Annotated in this window: 17 protein-coding genes; 11 read left to right on the top strand and 6 right to left on the bottom strand. The window is 70.2% G+C overall.

Annotated features, from left to right (window positions below):
• Positions 1 to 36 precede the first annotated feature (36 nt).
• On the bottom strand, positions 37 to 834 hold the full coding sequence (locus tag FCI23_RS28700; protein ID WP_136726850.1) for a hypothetical protein: 798 nt from the start codon (positions 832 to 834) through the stop codon (positions 37 to 39).
• Between the two features lie 92 nt (positions 835 to 926).
• On the opposite strand from FCI23_RS28700, the gene FCI23_RS28695 reads away from it, so the two are divergent.
• The 4 genes from FCI23_RS28695 (at position 927) to ilvD (ending at position 5,575) form a co-directional block, all read left to right on the top strand.
• The gene (locus tag FCI23_RS28695) at positions 927 to 1,865 is read left to right on the top strand and encodes a Ppx/GppA phosphatase family protein (protein WP_136726849.1); all 939 of its coding nucleotides are present in this window, start codon (positions 927 to 929) and stop codon (positions 1,863 to 1,865) included.
• Between the two features lie 161 nt (positions 1,866 to 2,026).
• A complete protein-coding gene (locus tag FCI23_RS28690; RefSeq protein ID WP_136726924.1) occupies positions 2,027 to 2,836 on the top strand; it encodes a sugar phosphate isomerase/epimerase family protein in 810 nt (269 codons plus the stop codon).
• Positions 2,833 to 3,471 (top strand): TetR/AcrR family transcriptional regulator, encoded by a 639-nt coding sequence (locus FCI23_RS28685; protein ID WP_136726848.1) that lies wholly within the window; start codon positions 2,833 to 2,835, stop codon positions 3,469 to 3,471. Before FCI23_RS28690 ends, FCI23_RS28685 begins: the two co-directional genes overlap by 4 nt.
• Before the next feature lie 250 nt (positions 3,472 to 3,721).
• Complete coding sequence (gene ilvD, locus FCI23_RS28680) at positions 3,722 to 5,575, top strand: dihydroxy-acid dehydratase (RefSeq protein ID WP_136726847.1); 1,854 nt, start codon at positions 3,722 to 3,724, stop codon at positions 5,573 to 5,575.
• 93 nt (positions 5,576 to 5,668) lie between these two features.
• Here ilvD and FCI23_RS28675 read toward each other — a convergent pair whose 3' ends face one another.
• On the bottom strand, positions 5,669 to 7,852 hold the full coding sequence (locus FCI23_RS28675; protein WP_136726846.1) for a serine/threonine-protein kinase: 2,184 nt from the start codon (positions 7,850 to 7,852) through the stop codon (positions 5,669 to 5,671).
• 126 nt (positions 7,853 to 7,978) lie between these two features.
• Here FCI23_RS28675 and FCI23_RS28670 point away from each other — a divergent pair, with 126 nt between their 5' ends.
• From FCI23_RS28670 to FCI23_RS28660, 3 genes are all read left to right on the top strand, one after another.
• Positions 7,979 to 8,284 (top strand): peptidase, encoded by a 306-nt coding sequence (locus FCI23_RS28670; protein ID WP_136726845.1) that lies wholly within the window; start codon positions 7,979 to 7,981, stop codon positions 8,282 to 8,284.
• Positions 8,285 to 8,309: 25 nt separating this feature from the next.
• A complete protein-coding gene (locus FCI23_RS28665) occupies positions 8,310 to 8,648 on the top strand; it encodes a hypothetical protein (RefSeq protein ID WP_169316971.1) in 339 nt (112 codons plus the stop codon).
• Between the two features lie 111 nt (positions 8,649 to 8,759).
• Positions 8,760 to 9,518, top strand: coding sequence for a class I SAM-dependent methyltransferase (locus tag FCI23_RS28660; protein WP_322973908.1), 759 nt, complete (start codon positions 8,760 to 8,762; stop codon positions 9,516 to 9,518).
• A gap of 80 nt (positions 9,519 to 9,598) precedes the next feature.
• Here the strand turns inward: FCI23_RS28660 and FCI23_RS28655 are convergent, their stop codons facing one another.
• Positions 9,599 to 11,074 (bottom strand): SulP family inorganic anion transporter, encoded by a 1,476-nt coding sequence (locus tag FCI23_RS28655; protein WP_136726843.1) that lies wholly within the window; start codon positions 11,072 to 11,074, stop codon positions 9,599 to 9,601.
• A 242-nt stretch (positions 11,075 to 11,316) separates the two neighbouring features.
• A complete protein-coding gene (locus FCI23_RS28650) occupies positions 11,317 to 11,691 on the bottom strand; it encodes a hypothetical protein (protein ID WP_136726842.1) in 375 nt (124 codons plus the stop codon).
• A 188-nt stretch (positions 11,692 to 11,879) separates the two neighbouring features.
• Between FCI23_RS28650 and FCI23_RS28645 the strand changes: the two genes are divergently transcribed.
• The 3 genes from FCI23_RS28645 (at position 11,880) to proC (ending at position 14,515) form a co-directional block, all read left to right on the top strand.
• Positions 11,880 to 12,656 (top strand): ABC transporter ATP-binding protein, encoded by a 777-nt coding sequence (locus FCI23_RS28645; protein ID WP_136726841.1) that lies wholly within the window; start codon positions 11,880 to 11,882, stop codon positions 12,654 to 12,656.
• Entirely contained in the window at positions 12,653 to 13,390 is a 738-nt protein-coding gene (locus tag FCI23_RS28640; RefSeq protein ID WP_136726840.1) for an ABC transporter permease, read from the top strand. The genes FCI23_RS28645 and FCI23_RS28640 overlap by 4 nt, the downstream gene beginning before the upstream one ends.
• 318 nt (positions 13,391 to 13,708) lie before the next feature.
• On the top strand, positions 13,709 to 14,515 hold the full coding sequence (proC, locus tag FCI23_RS28635) for a pyrroline-5-carboxylate reductase (protein WP_136726839.1): 807 nt from the start codon (positions 13,709 to 13,711) through the stop codon (positions 14,513 to 14,515).
• Between the two features lie 125 nt (positions 14,516 to 14,640).
• Here proC and trpS read toward each other — a convergent pair whose 3' ends face one another.
• Positions 14,641 to 15,639 carry a tryptophan--tRNA ligase gene (trpS, locus tag FCI23_RS28630; protein WP_136726838.1) on the bottom strand — a complete coding sequence of 333 codons (999 nt, stop codon included), beginning with the start codon at positions 15,637 to 15,639 and terminating at the stop codon, positions 14,641 to 14,643.
• A gap of 255 nt (positions 15,640 to 15,894) precedes the next feature.
• Between trpS and FCI23_RS28625 the strand changes: the two genes are divergently transcribed.
• Complete coding sequence (locus tag FCI23_RS28625; protein WP_169316970.1) at positions 15,895 to 16,653, top strand: class I SAM-dependent methyltransferase; 759 nt, start codon at positions 15,895 to 15,897, stop codon at positions 16,651 to 16,653.
• Between the two features lie 114 nt (positions 16,654 to 16,767).
• Here the strand turns inward: FCI23_RS28625 and FCI23_RS58390 are convergent.
• The coding region (locus tag FCI23_RS58390; RefSeq protein ID WP_136726836.1) for a hypothetical protein at positions 16,768 to 17,102 on the bottom strand (335 nt) is incomplete at its 5' end.

Here is a 17,102-nt window from a genome sequence, read left to right as displayed (position 1 = left end):
GGGGACCGGCGCCCGGCGCCAGCCGTCGGCTGCCCGTCAGACCGGGTCCGCCGGGTGCGGGGCCATGGGCAGCAGCGCCGCGACCCGCGCCTCGCAGAGCTCGGCCAGAGCGTCATAACCGGCGGAGCCCATCAGCTCCGTGAGCTCGGGGCGGTAGGAGACGTACACCGGATCCCCGGCGCCATGGGCGGAGGTGGCGCCGGTGCACCACCAGTGGAGGTCGTGCCCGCCGGGCCCCCACCCCCGGCGGTCGTACTCGCCGATGGAGACGACGAGCACCCGGGAGTCGTCGGGCCGGTCGACCCAGTCGTACGTACGCCGGATCGGCAGCTGCCAGCAGACGTCCGGCTTGGTCTCCAGCGGCTCGCGCCCCTCCTGGAGGGCGAGTGTGTGCAAAGAGCACCCTTCGCCGCCCGGGAAGCCGGGCCGGTTGAGGAAGATGCATGCCCCGTCGACCCGCCGGGTCTGCCGCTCACCGTCCTCGTTGACCTCGGCCCAGCCGTAGCCGTCGCCGCCGCCGTCGAGGGCGGAGTCGTAGAGTTGCCAGGTCTCCGGCGTGAGCCGCTCCGCGTGCAGGGCGACGCGCTTCTCGTCGTCCTCGTCGGAGAAGTGCGCGCCGAGCGTGCAGCACCCGTCACTCGCCCGTCCGGCCTCGATGCCCTGGCAGCCCTGCCCGAAGATGCACGTCCACCGTGATGTGAGCCATGTCAGATCACAGCGGAAAACCTGTTCATCGTCCGCCGGATCAGGGAATTCGACCCAGGCACGGGCGAAGTCGAGCTCCACCTCGTCCGGGTCGCTCTGCTGCCGCTTTGCCTTCTTCGCCTTCGCCACGATGTCAGGGTAAGCACGTGAAGCTTCTTCAGTGGCCAGTGCCACGTCCGCAGATATCCGCTGCCCGCATTCGGGGCAGTAGCGTTCCGGGCATGAGACTGGGCGTCCTGGACGTGGGTTCGAATACGGTTCATCTGCTGGTCGTGGACGCGCACCCCGGCGGGCGCCCGATGCCGGCCTACTCCCACAAGGCCGAGCTCCGGCTGGCCGAAGTCCTCGACGCCGACGGCGCGATCCGCGAGGACGGCGTGGACCGGCTGGTTTCCACGATCTCCACCGCGATGCAGGTGGCGGAGGACAAGGGCGTGGAAGACGTCCTCCCCTTCGCGACCTCCGCCGTCCGCGAGGCGGCCAACGGCGAGCAGGTCCTGGCCAGGATCGCCGCTGAGACGGGGGTCACCCTCACCGTGCTCTCCGGCGAGGACGAGGCGCGCCTCACCTTTCTGGCCGCCCGCCGCTGGTTCGGCTGGTCGGCGGGCCGGCTGCTGCTCCTCGACATCGGCGGCGGCTCCCTGGAGGTGGGTTACGGCATGGACGAGATCCCGGACACAGCGGTCTCGCTGCCGCTCGGCGCGGGCCGCCTCACCAGCACCTGGCTGCCCGGCGACCCGCCGGCACCGGAGGACGTACGGGCGCTGCGCAAGCACGTACGGGCGGAGATCGCCCGTACGGTGGCCGAGGTCACCCGCATGGGCAAGCCGGACCATGTCGTGGGCACCTCCAAGACCTTCAAGCAGCTCGCCCGGATAGCGGGCGCGGCCCGCTCCGCCGAGGGCGCGTACGTACAGCGCACCCTGAGCCGCAAGTCGCTGGAGGAGTGGGTGCCCAGGCTGGCCTCGATGACCGGGACCGCCCGCGGCGCCCTGCCCGGCGTGTCGGAGGGGCGCGCCCGGCAGCTGCTGGCCGGGGCGCTGGTCGCGGAGGGCGCGATGGACCTCTTCAGGATCGCGGAGCTGGAGGTCTGTCCATGGGCGCTCCGCGAAGGGGTCATTCTGCGCAAACTGGACGTGATGTCGGGTGAGCGGGGCTGACTGCCACACGGTCGCGCCCCCGCTACCCCGGCCGTACGCGGTCGGCGAGCGGTCGGCAGCGATGTCCCGTCCGTCCGGCCGACCGCCGTACGCTGTCCTTCGTGGCTGAACCAGTCGAGCCGAAGACGCACGCGTGCGACGCGATCGCGGCGGGACACGCGGTGCGTGTGCCCGACGCGAAGGTCGCGCTGTCCACGGCATCGGTCTACCCGGAGTCCACCGCGACGGCTTTCGAAATTGCGGCCCGGCTCGGCTACGACGGGGTCGAGGTCATGGTCTGGACGGATCCGGTCAGCCAGGACATCGAGGCGCTGCGCCGCCTCTCCGACTACCACCGGATCCCCGTCCTGGCCGTGCACGCGCCCTGTCTGCTGATCACCCAGCGGGTCTGGTCCACCGACCCCTGGGTGAAGCTCCAGCGCGCCCGCGCCGCCGCCGAGAAGCTCGGTGCCTCGACCGTCGTCGTCCACCCGCCGTTCCGTTGGCAGCGCAACTACGCCCGCGACTTCGTCCGCGGCATCTGGCGGATGGCCGACGAGACCGATGTCCGCTTCGCCGTCGAGAACATGTACCCCTGGCGCTACCGCGACCGCGAAATGCTCGCGTACGCCCCCGACTGGGACCCCACCAAGGACGACTACCGCCACTTCACCGTCGACCTCTCCCACACCGCCACCGCCCGCTCCGAGGCCCTCGACATGACCGACCGCATGGGCGGCCGCCTCGCCCACGTCCACCTCGCGGACGGCACCGGCTCCGGCAAGGACGAACACCTCGTCCCCGGCCGCGGCACCCAGCCCTGCGCCGAGCTGCTCGAAGGCCTCGCCGTGAGCGGCTTCGACGGTCATGTCGTCATCGAGGTCAACACCCGCCGTGCCATGACCGCCGCCGAACGCGAGGCCGACCTCGCCGAAGCGCTCGCCTTCACCCGACTCCACCTCGCGGCCGCCGCCGGTGTGGCTGGGTCGTGACTCCCGATGTGACCCCCGGCCCGGCGCCCGCCCCGAAGCGGTCCCGGGGGCGCCCCGCCGGCGTCCGCGCCGGCACCGCCGAGACCCGGGAACGTATCCTCGCCGCCGCCCGCACCGAGTTCGCCGATCGCGGCTACGACAAGACCTCCATGCGCTCCATCGCCAAGGCCGCCGGTGTCGACCCCGCCCTCGTGCACCACTACTTCGGTACGAAGGAACAGACCTTCGGCGCCGCCATCGAGCTGACCTTCGCCCCCGCCTTCGCCGGCCCGGACGCGGTCTTCGGCGCCCCCGAAGGCATCGGCGAACGCGTCGCCCGTTTCATGCTGGGCATCTGGGAGAGCACCCCCACCCGCGAGCCGATCCTCGCCGTCCTGCGCTCCGCCTTCACCAATGAATCGGCCGCCGAGGTCTTCCGCTCCATGCTCACCCGTCGCATCCTGGCCCGTGTCGCCGGGGAACTCGATGTCCCCGAGCCGGAGCTGAGGGTGCAGCTCGCCGCTGCCCAGCTGCTCGGTGTCGCCGTGCTCCGGCATGTGCTGAAAGTGGAGCCCATCGCCTCCGCGGACTTCGACGACGTCGTCGCCATGATCGCCCCCACTCTGCAGGGCTACCTGACTGCTGGCGGCGCCTGACCGGACCCCGGTGTCCATGTGCCGGCACAATCCAGCCCGTCCGGCGTTTGAGGACTGGGGTCTGGGGCGGAGCCCCAGTTTCGGGAAGGGGCGGGGAGGGGACGGCGCCGCAGGCGACCGCGACCCGGCCCGGGTGGAAGGATCCGGTCCGTGGACGGGATGTCCGGAGTGCGGACGGACTGTCCCGACCCCGGCCCCGGGGCGTAGCCTCGGAAGCTCCAGTGACGTAATGGTAGGGAGTGGAGCAACCGTGCCCGAGCTGAGGTCACGTACGGTCACCCACGGCCGCAACATGGCGGGAGCCCGCGCGCTGATGCGCGCCTCCGGTGTTGCGAGTGCGGACATCGGGAAGCCGATCATCGCGGTCGCGAACAGCTTCACCGAGTTCGTACCGGGTCACACCCATCTCCAGCCGGTCGGCCGGATCGTGAGCGAAGCGATCAAGGCGGCCGGTGCCATCCCCCGGGAGTTCAACACGATCGCCGTGGACGACGGCATCGCGATGGGCCACGGCGGCATGCTGTACTCCCTCCCCTCCCGCGACCTGATCGCCGACTCCGTCGAGTACATGACGGAAGCGCACTGCGCGGACGCGCTGATCTGCATCAGCAACTGCGACAAGATCACCCCCGGCATGCTGATGGCGGCGCTCCGCCTCAACATCCCCACGGTCTTCGTCTCCGGCGGCCCGATGGAGGCCGGCAAGGCCACCCTCGTCGACGGCACCGTCCGCAAGCTCGACCTGATCAACGCGATGTCCGACGCCGTCAACGAGAACATCTCGGACGAGGACATCCTCCGCATCGAGGAGAACGCCTGCCCGACCTGCGGCTCCTGCTCCGGCATGTTCACCGCCAACTCGATGAACTGCCTCACCGAGGCGATGGGCCTCGCCCTCCCCGGCAACGGCTCGGTGCTGGCCACCCACACCGCCCGCAAGGCGCTGTACGAGAACGCCGGCCGCACCATCGTCGACATCACCCGGCGCTACTACGAGCAGGACGACAGCACCGTCCTGCCCCGCAGCATCGCCACCCACGCCGCCTTCGACAACGCCATGGCGCTCGACATCGCCATGGGCGGCTCCACCAACACCATCCTGCATCTGCTCGCCGCCGCCCAGGAGGCCGAGCTGGACTACACGCTGGACCACATCAACGACGTCTCGCGCCGGGTGCCCTGCCTGGCGAAGGTCGCGCCGAATGTGGCCCCCGGCGGCACGTACTACATGGAGGACGTGCACCGGGCCGGCGGCATCCCCGCCATCCTCGGCGAGCTGTACCGCGCCGGGCTGCTCAACGAAAACGTCTCTGCCGTGCACGCCGATTCCATCGCCGACTGGCTGAAGACCTGGGACGTACGGGGCGGCTCCCCGTCCCCCGAAGCCGTCGAGCTCTGGCACGCCGCCCCTGGCTGCGTGCGCTCCGCGACCGCCTTCTCGCAGTCCGAGCGCTGGGACACCCTCGACACGGACGCCGCCGGCGGCTGCATCCGCGACATGGAGCACGCCTACTCCAAGGACGGCGGCCTGGCGGTCCTCAAGGGCAACCTCGCCGAGGACGGCTGCGTCGTGAAGACCGCAGGGGTGGACGAGTCCATCTGGACCTTCGAGGGACCGGCCGTCGTCGTCGACTCCCAGGAGGACGCCGTCGACGCGATCCTCACCAAGCGCATCAAGGACGGCGACGTCGTCGTCATCCGCTACGAGGGCCCCAAGGGCGGCCCCGGCATGCAGGAAATGCTCTACCCCACCTCCTACCTCAAGGGCCGCGGCCTGGGCAAGACCTGCGCCCTCGTCACCGACGGCCGCTTCTCCGGCGGCACCTCCGGCCTGTCCATCGGCCACGCCTCCCCGGAAGCGGCGTCCGGCGGCACCATCGCCCTCGTCGAGGACGGCGACCTGATCCGTATCGACATCCCGAACCGCTCCATCGAGCTCAAGGTCGACGACGCCACCCTCGCCGCCCGCCGCGAGGCGCTCGGCGGCGTCTACGCCCCGAAGAGCCGCGAGCGCAAGGTCTCGACCGCCCTCAAGGCGTACGCGGCGATGGCGACCAGCGCCGACAAGGGCGCGGTCCGCGACGTCAGCAAGCTCGACGGCTGACGGCTGCAAGGCCCAAGAAGGTCACAGACCCAAGAAGGTCACAGACCCAAGAAGGTCACAGACCCAAGAAGATCGCGGGACCCCTCCTACGGCTCACCAGCGGGAGGGGTCCCGCGCGTCCACGGCGAAGACGGTGCCGTCGGGAGCGGTGGCGAAGACCCTGCCGCCCACCGCGATCGGGGACGGCAGTGCCTCCACATAACGGCTCGGATCCTTGTCCGGGCGCGGCTTGGTCTGTCCGATGAGTTCGCCGCGCTTCGTGTCGACCGCCAGCAGTCGGCCGTCGCCGGCGGTGAAGTACAGCCGGTCACCGACCACGACCGGCTCCGAACCCTCGGCGACCGACGTCTCCGCCCGCCACAGCTGCGCGTCCTGGGCGCTGCCCCGGCTTCGGGTGTTGACGGCCAGCAGGGAACCGCCGTAACCCAGCAGATAGACCACGTCGCCGTGCACAGTGGCCCGTACGTTCGACAGGGGGAAGACAAGGGGGATACGCCGCACTGTGCGGCCGGCGGGGTCGTAGCGCACGATTGCCACCGCTTGGGCATCCGCATCGGACGCGACGGCGTAGAAGTACACGGCACCGCCCGAGTTTCCGATGGGTCTGAGATTCCCGTCCAGCCGCCGCTGCCACCGCACCTCACCGGTGTCCGGATCGACCGCGCTGACCAGCGTGCTCGCCCCGTCGCCGGCTAGCTCGACCGCATAGGCGGGGCCGGAATCCCCGTAGTGCGTGAAGGCTGGCCAGGTGTGGCCGGGCAGGGTTTTCTGCCAGCGTTTCTCCCCCGAGGCACCGTCGACCCCGGTCACGACTCCACCGGACGAGACAAGAAGGACGGTGGCGCCCGCGTTGTACAAGCCGCTGCGGTACTTGGAGATGTCGAGGTCCCACCGCGTACTGCCAGTGGACGGGTCGAGCCCTTCCAACCGGGATCTGTCCGGCGTGACGACCCGGAGGAGGCCGTCCGACAGGATGGGTGAGAGGGGCAGGACGTCGTTCGTCCCGTCCCGTCCCGCCTGCCGCGACCACACCACCTCGCCGTCACGTGGATCCAGCTTCGCCGCCTCCACGCCCCGCCGCACACAGTAGAGGGCACCTTCCGCGTACGAGCAGAGGGGCATCGTGCCGTCATCCGCCGTGCCATGCCCCAGCGTCGAACTCCATGGACGGAAGGTTTTTGCGGCTCCGGGGTTCCTGCCCGGCCCGGAAGGTGCGGACCCGGCGCCTCCCAGACCGGAGATGCGCTGGACCGCCAGGACCCCGCCTGCGACGACTACGGCGAGTGCCACAGCGAGTGCCACCTCTCGCCGTATCCGGCGTGGTCGTCGGCGCTCCGGCTCGGTCTCCGCCTCCGGCGCGTCGCTGATGTGTTCCGCTCCGCCGGACTGTCGCTGTGCCGGTATAAAAGCCTCGATGTCGAACGACGGGAACGCCTGCGTGTTGTACGAGGCCGACACCGTCCGCAGCTCCGCCATCAGCGCGTCCGGAGTCGGCCGGTCCTCCGGCTCCTTCGCCAGGCAGCGCTCGATCAGCGGCTGCAGATCAGCCGGGATGTCCTTCAGGTCCGGCTCGTCGTGGACGACTTGGTACGCCACCACATACGGACTGTCGGAGTCGAACGGGCTGCGTCCCGTCGCCGCGTGCACCAGCACGCACCCCATCGCGAACACATCCGCAGCGGGACCGACCTCGCGTGGACGCCGGAACTGCTCGGGAGCCATGAAGGGCGGCGTCCCGACGAGCTTGCCCGTCTCCGTCCGCAGCGCGCTGTCCGACGGCCGTGAGATCCCGAAGTCGATCACCTTGGGGCCGTCGGCCGCGAGCAGCACATTGCTCGGCTTCAGGTCGCGGTGTACGACACCCGACCTGTGAATGTCACGCAAAGCTTCGGCCAACCCCGTCATCAGATGGCGCAGTTGAGCAGGAGGCACCGGACCGTTCCGCTTCACGAATTCGTGGAGGGTCGGCCCAGGGATGAAGAGTGTCGCCATCCAAGGCCGCTCGGCCTCCGGATCGGCGTCCACGACGGACGCCGTGAAGGCTCCGCTGACCCGCCGCGCGGCGGCCACCTCCTGCCGGAAACGTGCCCTGAAGTGGGGGTCCGCAGCGAATGCCTGATGCACGACCTTTACGGCCAGGCGCATCCCGGAGGTTGAGCGCGACAGATGGACGATGCCCATGCCCCCGGAACCAAGACGCTTCTCCAGCGGGTACTGCCCGGCGTATTCCGGACGTTCCGCTTCCGGATCGGTCCCGTGCCCATGTAGTGGCGGCATGCTCACCACCCCCGTGTGCTCGTACAGCCGCGACCCCCGGAGCCTAGTCGATTGGCCGTACAAAAGGGCGCTCGGAGCGCTAGCCTGTCGGCCGACAGAGGGTGGAACCCACCGGGGGAGGGCCGCATGGCCGAAAGTCATGTCCAGGAAAGCGTCGAGAGCGCGGAGAGCGTGACCGCCGAGTTGGTCACCTATCCGGTGGCGCCCGGTGTCCGGGTCAACGTCCGTGGTGGCCCGGGAACCAGTTACCAGATTGTACGGATTCTGCCGTACAACGCCCGCGTGTCCATCTTCTGCCAGAGTCCGGGCACGACCGTCAGCGGTTACTACGGCACGTCGAACGTCTGGGACAACATCGGCTCCGGCGAGTTCGTCTCCGACGCCTACGTGGATACCGGCAGTGACGGCTACATCGCCCCGCGCTGCGCCTGACAACCGGACGAGTAAGGGGAACGCGATGAGGATTGCCAAGAGGCGCGGCTTGCTGACAGCCGGCCTGGCCGGGGCGCTTGCCCTTGTGGTCGGAGGTGCCACGACCGCTAGCGCGGTGGTCACCTACCCGGTGGCGCCCGGTGTCCGGGTCAACGTCCGCAGTGGCCCTGGAACCAACTTCCAGATAGTGAAGGTCCTGCCGTACGACGCTAACGTAGCCGTCTACTGCCAGAGTCCGGGCACGACCGTCAGCGGTTACTACGGTACGTCGAACCTCTGGGACAACATCAACCCTGGTCAGTACGTCTCCGACACGTACGTGCATACCGGCGTCGACGGCTACATCGCCCCGCGCTGCGCCTGACGACCGTCGAGCGTGAGGCGTACGTCGGCAACGTGAGGCGGCCGGGGGTCCGGGCCCCGGCCGCCTCAGGGGTGCCGCGTAATGGCCGTGTGGGGCGGGAAGAACCCCGCAATGGAACGCGCCCAGTCCTTCAACGCCGTCGCCGCCCAGTACGCCGCCGCCCGCCCCGGATACCCGCCCGCGCTCCTCGACGCAGTCGAGGCGATCGCGCGCCGCCCGCTCAGGGGCGCGGACGCGCTGGACATAGGCGCCGGCACCGGCATCGCCACCCGCCTGCTGCGCGAACGCGGCGCGCACGTCACCGCCGTGGAGCCCGGTGCCGACATGGCGGCGCAACTGCGCGCCGACCAGCCGGACGCACCGCTCGTACGTGCGGACGGCAACGCCCTCCCGTTCGCCGACGGCACCGCCGACCTCATCACGTACGCCCAGTCCTGGCACTGGACGGACCCGGCCCGCTCGGTGCCGGAGGCGCTGCGGGTGCTGCGGCCGGGCGGCGCGCTGGCCCTGTGGTGGAACGTCCCGGACCTCGCGGTGCCATGGGCCGCCGCCCAGGAGGCAAGGCTGGACCGCCGGATGCCCGGGTACCACCAGCACGGCCTCACCGGCGACGCCGAGCACGTCATCACCGGCCTCGGCCTCGGCGCCGCCCTCCGTACGGAGTCACGCAGCCTGCGATGGACCCGCAGCGTCCCCCTGGACACGCATCTGGCGATGCTGGGCAGCCGCTCGTACTTCGCGGTGCTCGGCGAGGCGGCGGCACCGATCCTCGCGGACGAGCGGCGCGAGCTGCTGAAGGTCTTCCCGGACGGCACAGTCGTAGAGCCGTACGGGGTGGACGTGACCGTCGCCGTAAAGATCCAGCGCTGACGCCGCGACGCCCCGCCCGCCATCGCCATAGGGATGGACCCTGAGACGGCCCGGGGTTCGGACCGCCCCAGGGAGGAGCCTCAGGTGGTCGCGACCCGCGCCATTGCCGCACTCTGCGAGTTGTGCCGCTCCAGCCACCCCACCAGCGCCATGCCGCTCGCATGGTCCTGGTGGCGCAGCCCGGTCAGATCCAGCTCGACGGGGCGCCCGGCGGGCAGCGCCTCAAGGCTGTCGAGCATTTTCGGCAGCCGCAGGAAGGTGGCATTGCCCGAGACCCGTACCGTGAGCGGCCCGTCGCCCTCCAGCTCCAGCTGGTCCACATCGACATGGACGTGCGAGGTCTCCCACGCGGTCTTGACGACCGACAGCGCGAGCCCGATCAGCACTCCCTCGAACATGTTCACCACCACGATCGCCCCCGCCGTGATCACCAGGATCACCGCCTCGCCGCGGTGCTCCCGCCACAGCGGGACCAGCTCCTGGAGCGGAAGCAGCTTCCAGCCCGCGTACACCAGCACACCCGCGAGGGCCGCGACCGGGATCACGCCGAGCGCGGCCGGCAGCAGCGCCGCGAAGAGCAGCAGCCACACCCCGTGCAGCACCCGGGAGGCCTTGGTGCGGGCGCCGGCCTGGACGTTGGCCGCGCTGCGCACGATGACCGCGGTCATCGGAAGCGCGCCGAGCACACCGCATACGGCGTTGCCCACGCCCTGGGCCATGAGTTCCTTGTCGTACGAGGTGCGGGGGCCGTCGTGCAGCCGGTCGACGGCCGCCGCGCTGAACAGGCTCTCGGCGGAGGCGATGAGCGTGAACGCCAGTACGGTGCCGATGACCCCGAGACCGCCGAGCCGCCCGAAGTCCTCCGGACCGGGGAAGGAGATGGAGCCGAGCAGCCCTCGCACCTCGACCTTTTTCACCGGCAGCGACAGCAGTGTGGCGGCGGCTGTCGCGCTGACGACGGCGACCAGCGCGCCCGGCACCAGCCGGGCCCTGGCGGGCATCCGCTTCCACAGCGCCATGACGGCGATCGTGCCGGCGCCGATGCCGAACGCGGCGAGCATGGCGGACGACCCGGCGACATCAGCCACCAGTCCCGGCAGTCCGGTGAGTTTTTCCGGCCCGGAGGCGGGCGCCTTGGCATCGGCCATGGCGTAGAGCTGTCCGGCGATGATGACGAGGCCGATCCCGGCGAGCATGCCCTCCACGACGGCTACCGAGATCGCCCGGAACCAGCGCCCGAAGCCCAGCGCTCCTAGCAGCAGCTGGACGATGCCGGTGAGCAACACGATGACGCCGAGGCCGCCGAGGCCGTACTCCTGTACAGCTTCGTACACGAGCACGGTAAGCCCGGCGGCCGGCCCGCTGACCTGCAAAGAGCTGCCCGGCAGCAGACCGGTGACGAGTCCGCCGACGATCCCGGTTATGAGTCCGGCCTCGGCCGGCGCGCCCGAGGCGACAGCAACGCCGACACAGAGGGGGAGGGCAACGAGGAACACGACGACGGACGCGGTGACGTCGGCCCGCCACATACGCGGCGGAGAGTGGGAATGTGCCATGGGAAGCCTCCTGGTGGGGGTCAGAGGGAGAGGAACCGGTTTGTATGTCGTAGATCCAGCCGTGCGTCCGCAGCCGTGCCGCACGGCTGCGGTGACATCCGGGCCGCCGTCCGAGGGCAGCCCGGCGGGCAACGGCTCGGTGAGCCAGTCCCGTACCGCCGGGACCGGTCCGAGGTCGTTGCCACGCGCCCGCGCGCCCACCGCGCCGCAGCGTCAGGGGTGTGCGAAGCGCGGAGTCGCGCTCAGCAGCGGAACACCTGGAGTGCGGCGGGGACTCCGCCCGGTCTGTGCCGGTGCGCGCCATGGCGGCGGGCGACGGGAAGCAGCTCGGCGGCCATGTCCTCCGCCGTTTCGGCGGCCTGCCGGCGCCCGGCGGGGGCCGGCTGCCGGAGTGCCCTGGTTGTGCGGGGCTGCGGCCGGGTGACGGCGGCGGGCTGACGGCGCTTCTCGGTGGTGGCGACGGCGTAGGCCGGGTCGCCGTCGTCCGCGGACAGTGCGGCGGACGACTTGGCGGGGGGCAGCGGCAGGGCCGTGGGCCCGTCGCTGAGGAGGGCTAACGCGAGCAGTACCGACAGCAGCGCGACGAATCCCCGCGCGAGCGTCCAGAGCTTTGCCACCCGTTCCCTCCCGCGCTGTTGGACAGCGGACTCCATTGTGTCCACAGCCAGATGCCAATGCGCAAGTCATAGAGTAATCGGGCTGTGAACACAGTGTTACCAAAGCGCAAGCCCCTTCACTCCGTTCACTCCGGCTCATTCCCGTGCGGCGCTTGACGGGGAGACGGCCGCGAGAGCATATTCATCACATGATGAATAAAAGTGGGGAGCCCGCGATCCGGGCGAGCGGCCTCGTCGTCGTCCGCGGCGGCCGCACCGTTCTCGACGGCCTCGAATTCAGCATCCCCCAAGGCCAGATCACCGGCCTCCTCGGCCCCAGCGGCTGCGGCAAATCGACCCTGATCCGCTCCATCGTCGGCACCCAGGCCCGCGTCACCGGCACCCTCGACGTCCTCGGCCGCCCCGCCGGCGACCGCGCCCTCCGCCCCCGCATCGGCTACGTCGCCCAGGCCCCCTCCATCTACGACGACCTGACCGTCCGCCAGAATCTGGCCTACTTCGCCGCCATCCTCGGCACCCCCCGTGACACGGTCGACCGCGCCCTCGCCGACGTCGACCTCACCTCGCACGCCGCCGCCCTCGCCGGCAACCTCTCCGGCGGCCAGCGCAGCCGCGTCTCCCTCGCCGTAGCGCTGCTCGGCGAGCCCGAGCTCCTCGTCCTCGACGAGCCCACCGTCGGCCTCGACCCCGTCCTCCGCCGCGACCTGTGGAACCTCTTCCACCGCCTCGCCGCCGAGCGCGGCGCCACCCTCCTCATCTCCTCCCACGTCATGGACGAGGCCGAACGCTGCCACCGCCTCCTTCTCATGCGCGACGGCCGGATCCTCGCTGGGGGCACCTCCCAAACGGAGTTTGGGGGAGACACCCCCGAAGCCCTGCGCACCCGCACCGGCTCCGAAACCGTCGAGGGCGCCTTCCTGCACCTCGTAGACCAGGCCAAGTCCCTTGAGGAGGCCCGCCGATGAACCCGCACCGCACCTTCGCCACCGCCCGCCGGGTACTGCTCCAGCTCCGCCACGACCCCCGCACCGTCGCTCTGATGCTCGTCGTCCCCTGCGTGCTGCTCGCCCTGCTCTCCTGGGTCTACGACTCCAGCCCGCACACCTTCGACTCCGTCGGCGCCTCGCTCCTCGGCATCTTCCCGCTCATCACCATGTTCCTGGTGACCTCTATCGCCACCCTGCGCGAACGCACCTCCGGCACCCTCGAACGCCTCCTCGCCATGCCCCTGGGCAAAGGCGACCTCCTCGCCGGATACGCCATCGCCTTCGGCGCCGTCGCCGTCGTCCAGGCCTTCCTCGCCACCGGCCTCGCCGTCTTCGCCCTCGGCCTCGACGTCACCGGCTCCCCCTGGCTGCTGCTCGTCGTCGCCCTCGCCGACGCCTTCCTCGGCACCGCCCTCGGCCTCTTCGTCAGCGCCTTCGCCGCCAGCGAATTCCAGGCCGTCCAGTTCATGCCGGCCGTGATCCTCCCCCAGGTCCTGCTCTGCGGCCTCCTCGTCCCCCGCGACCGCATGCACCCGGCCCTGGAGGCACTCTCCAACGTCCTCCCCATGTCCTACGCCGTCGACGGCATGAAAGAGGTCCTCCAGCACACCGGCGTCACCGGCGACTTCATCCGCGACCTCGCAATCGTCGCCGCCTGCGCCCTCCTAGCCCTCGCCCTCGGCGCCGCGACCCTACGCCGCCGCACGGCGTGACCGGCGGCGCCCCCTCCGGCCGAAGCCTGGAGGAGAGTGGCAACCCCCGCCCACGGTCCGTAGGCCGTCACCGCACCGTCGCGGTGTGCAAGGCAGCGCGCCCGTATGCGTGGGTCACGGTCCGCAGGCCGTCACCGCACCGTGGCCGAGTGCAGACAGTGCGCGGCAGGTGCGGGTCATGGCCTGCAGGCCGTCATCGCATCGCCGCCGAGTGCGGCGCAGTGCGCCGCAGGCGCAAGTGACCGCCCACGGCCCGCAGGCCGTAAACCGCACCCCGCCCAGCGCAGCGCAGCGCGCCGCAGTGGGACCATGGACCTCATGAGCCAGAAAGTCGCAGTCCTTGGCACCGGCAAGATCGGCGAAGCCCTCCTCTCCGGGATGCTCCGCGCCGGCTGGAAGCCGGAAAACCTCCTCGTCACCGCCCGCCGCGCGGACCGCGCCGAGGAACTCCGTACCCGCTACGGCGTCGAGGCCGTGACCAACGCCGAGGCCGCCAAGACCGCCGACACCCTCATCCTCGCCACCAAGCCGCAGGACATGGCCGCCCTCCTCGACGAGCTCGCCCCGCACGTCGCCGAAGACCGCCTCGTCATCAGCGCCGCCGCCGGCATCCCCACCTCGTTCTTCGAGGACCGGCTCGCCGAGGGCATCGCCGTCGTACGTGTCATGCCCAATACGCCCGTCCTCGTCGACGAAGGCATGTCCGTCATCTCCGCCGGCAGCCACGCCACCGAGGCCCACCTCCTGCGCGCCGAAGAGATCTTCAAGCCCGTCGGCAAAACCCTCCGCGTCCCCGAACACCAGCAGGACGCCGCCACGGCCCTCTCCGGCTCCGGCCCCGCCTACTTCTACTACCTCGTGGAAGCCATGACCGACGCCGGCATCCTCCTCGGCCTGCCCCGCGCCCAGGCCCACGACCTCATCGTGCAATCCGCCATCGGCGCCGCCGTCATGCTCCGCGACAGCGGCGAGCACCCCGTCAAGCTCCGCGAGGCCGTCACCTCTCCCGCCGGCACCACCATCAACGCCATCCGCGAGCTCGAAAAGCACGGCGTCCGCGCCGCCCTCCTCGACGCCCTCGAAGCCGCCCGCGACCGCAGCCGCGAACTGGGAGCGAGCCACTAACGGGTCCTGCGTGGCCGATTAATCACTACGCCGCCCGAGCGGGGCACCCCTAAGGTGACACCGGCGATCACGGCCGGGGCAGTGTCCACAAACCTGCCCCCGGCCACAACCGACAGCCACCCCGACTACCCCGGCAGCAGCAGCCCGACCCCCCGGTAGGCCGCGTCCACCCTCGGCCGCGCAAGTCCCCGCGCCCGCTCCGCCCCGGCCCGCAGTACCCCGTCCACGTATCCCGGATCCGCACACAGCTCCGCATGCCGCGCCTGCAACGGCCGCAGCAACTCGACGACCGCCTCCGCCGTGTCCTTCTTCAAAGCCCCGTACGAGTCGTACCGCCCCGCCAGCGCCCCCGGCTCCTGCCCCGTGCACGCCGCCAGGATCTCCAGCAGATTCGCCACCCCAGGCTTCGCCTGCCGGTCGTACTCCACCTCGCGCCCGCTGTCCGTCACCGCCCGCAGCACCTTCCTACGGACGACATCCGGCTCATCGAGCAGATAGACGATCCCGGACGACACGTCGTCCGACTTCCCCATCTTCGAGCCCGGATCCTGCAGATTCATCACCCGCGCGGCCACCGGCGGATGCACGGCCTTCGGCACGACAAAGGTGTGCCCGTACCGCTGGTTGAACCGAACCGCCAGATCCCGAGTCAGCTCCACATGCTGCGCCTGGTCGTCCCCCACCGGCACCTCATCCGTTCCGTAGGCCAGAATGTCCGCCGCCATCAGCACCGGATACGTGAGCAGCGACAGCCGCACACTCCCCCCGCGCCTCTGCTCCAGCGCCGCCTTCTCCTTGTACTGGACCATCCGCCGCATCTCCCCGTCCGTGGCCGTGCACTCCAGGACGTAGGACAACCGCGTGTGCTCGTCCACATGGCTCTGCACGAACACCGTGCACACCTCCGGATCCAACCCCGCGGCCAGCAACAGGGTCGCCGCCTGCCTGCTCAGCCGCCGCACCCGCGCCGGATCATGCTCGACCGTGAGCGCATGCAGATCCACGATGCAGAACAGCGCGTCCGCGCGGTGTTGATCGCTCTGTGCCCACCTGCGCACCGCGCCGAGGTAATTGCCCAACGTGAGATGCCCGGTCGGCTTGACCCCGCTGAAGATCCGCGTCACCTGTGTCGTCGTCTCCTATGTCGGGCCGCCGCTTCCGTCGGCCGCGAGCTCCAGGAGAAACGCGAACGGCCGCCGAGGCGGCGGCCGTGGAACGCATGCGCTGAACGCCGGCCGCCGTCAGGCGGCCCACCACTGAGTGGAGTGCGCATGCATAGTCATACTCGGAACATATCGCTTGGGCGAGTCGCCCGCCACCGGTTTGCAGCACTTGAGACGCACCACCCTCAGGGGGTCACCAGTAGGGTCGTGGTCTCGATGGCTGACTCCTGGAACACGATCGCCGACTGGTACGCGGAGCTCCTGCGGGCCGGTTCCGCGATGCACGACTTCGCCCGTGACATCCTCCTCGACCGTCTTCCTGACGACCTGGGGGATCAGCGCATCCTCGATCTCGGCTGCGGCGAGGGCATCCTCACCCGCGCGGTGGCCGCCCGCAGCGCTTCCGTCATCGGCATCGATCCGGCGCCGCGCCTGATCCACCACGCCCGGGCCGCCGAAGCCGACCGCCGGACCGGTGCCGTCTATGCGGTGGACGACGGATGCACGCTCTCGACCGTCCCCACCAGCTCCGTCGAATGGGTGATTGCCGGGCTTTCGCTCAACAACGTGCCCGACCTTCCGGCCGCGCTCACCGCAGTACGCCGCGTCCTGGTGGCGGGTGGGCGTCTGGTCTTCACCGTCCCGCACCCATGCTTCGAGGTACCGCACGCGACATGGACCGAAGCGGAGGACGGAACGCCCCGCCGGGTCATCGGCAGCTACCTGGCCGAGGGATTCTGGCGCTCCGCCAACCCGGAGGGCGCCCGCCGGGCCGGGGAATCAGCACCGGACGCTGTCGACCTACGTCACCGCGCTGATCGGACACGGGTTCACGATCGAGGCCATGGCCGAGCCCGCCCCCAACGCCCAGTTGACCGCCCAACAGCCACAACGGGCCGGCCTGCCGCCGTTCCTCCTTGTCCAGGCCCGCCAACCATGACGGCCGTGCGGTGGATGGTGCTCAAGCGCATGTAAATGCCCCCCGGCGCATGCCTCAAACGTGTCCGCAGGGACGAGTTTTGGTGCTCCGCGCACCCTGGTGTAGTGTCGTACAGCTGCTTCGGACTGGTAACGGTCCGCGGTAGCCACTCAAGCCGCACCGGCGGCAACCACTACTGCACGGCACCCCGGCGGGGTCAATTTCAGCATGCCTGAATTTGATTCGAAAGGCTCGATTAGGAGCCCGGAGGGAAACCCGCTAAAGTAGTGGACACGCCGGAAGGCGCGAAACAAAAACCCCGCTCCAGCAGGGGGCCGGAAACGAAGAGCGGAAACGCGAAACGGATCTGGTAAGGTTGGAAACACGAAGGGAAAGCCCGGAGGGGCCGGTGAGACGGTCTCGAAGGAAGCTTCCGTTCCTTGAGAACTCAACAGCGTGCCAAAAGTCAATGCCAGACTATAAAATACCCCGGGCAGGCCGGTTT

This window comes from Actinacidiphila oryziradicis (genome assembly GCF_005047355.1).
In the GTDB taxonomy this organism is placed as follows: Bacteria; Actinomycetota; Actinomycetes; order Streptomycetales; family Streptomycetaceae; genus Actinacidiphila; species Actinacidiphila oryziradicis.
Note: the sequence above shows the minus strand (reverse complement) of the source record. Positions and strands in the feature narration are given on the sequence as shown.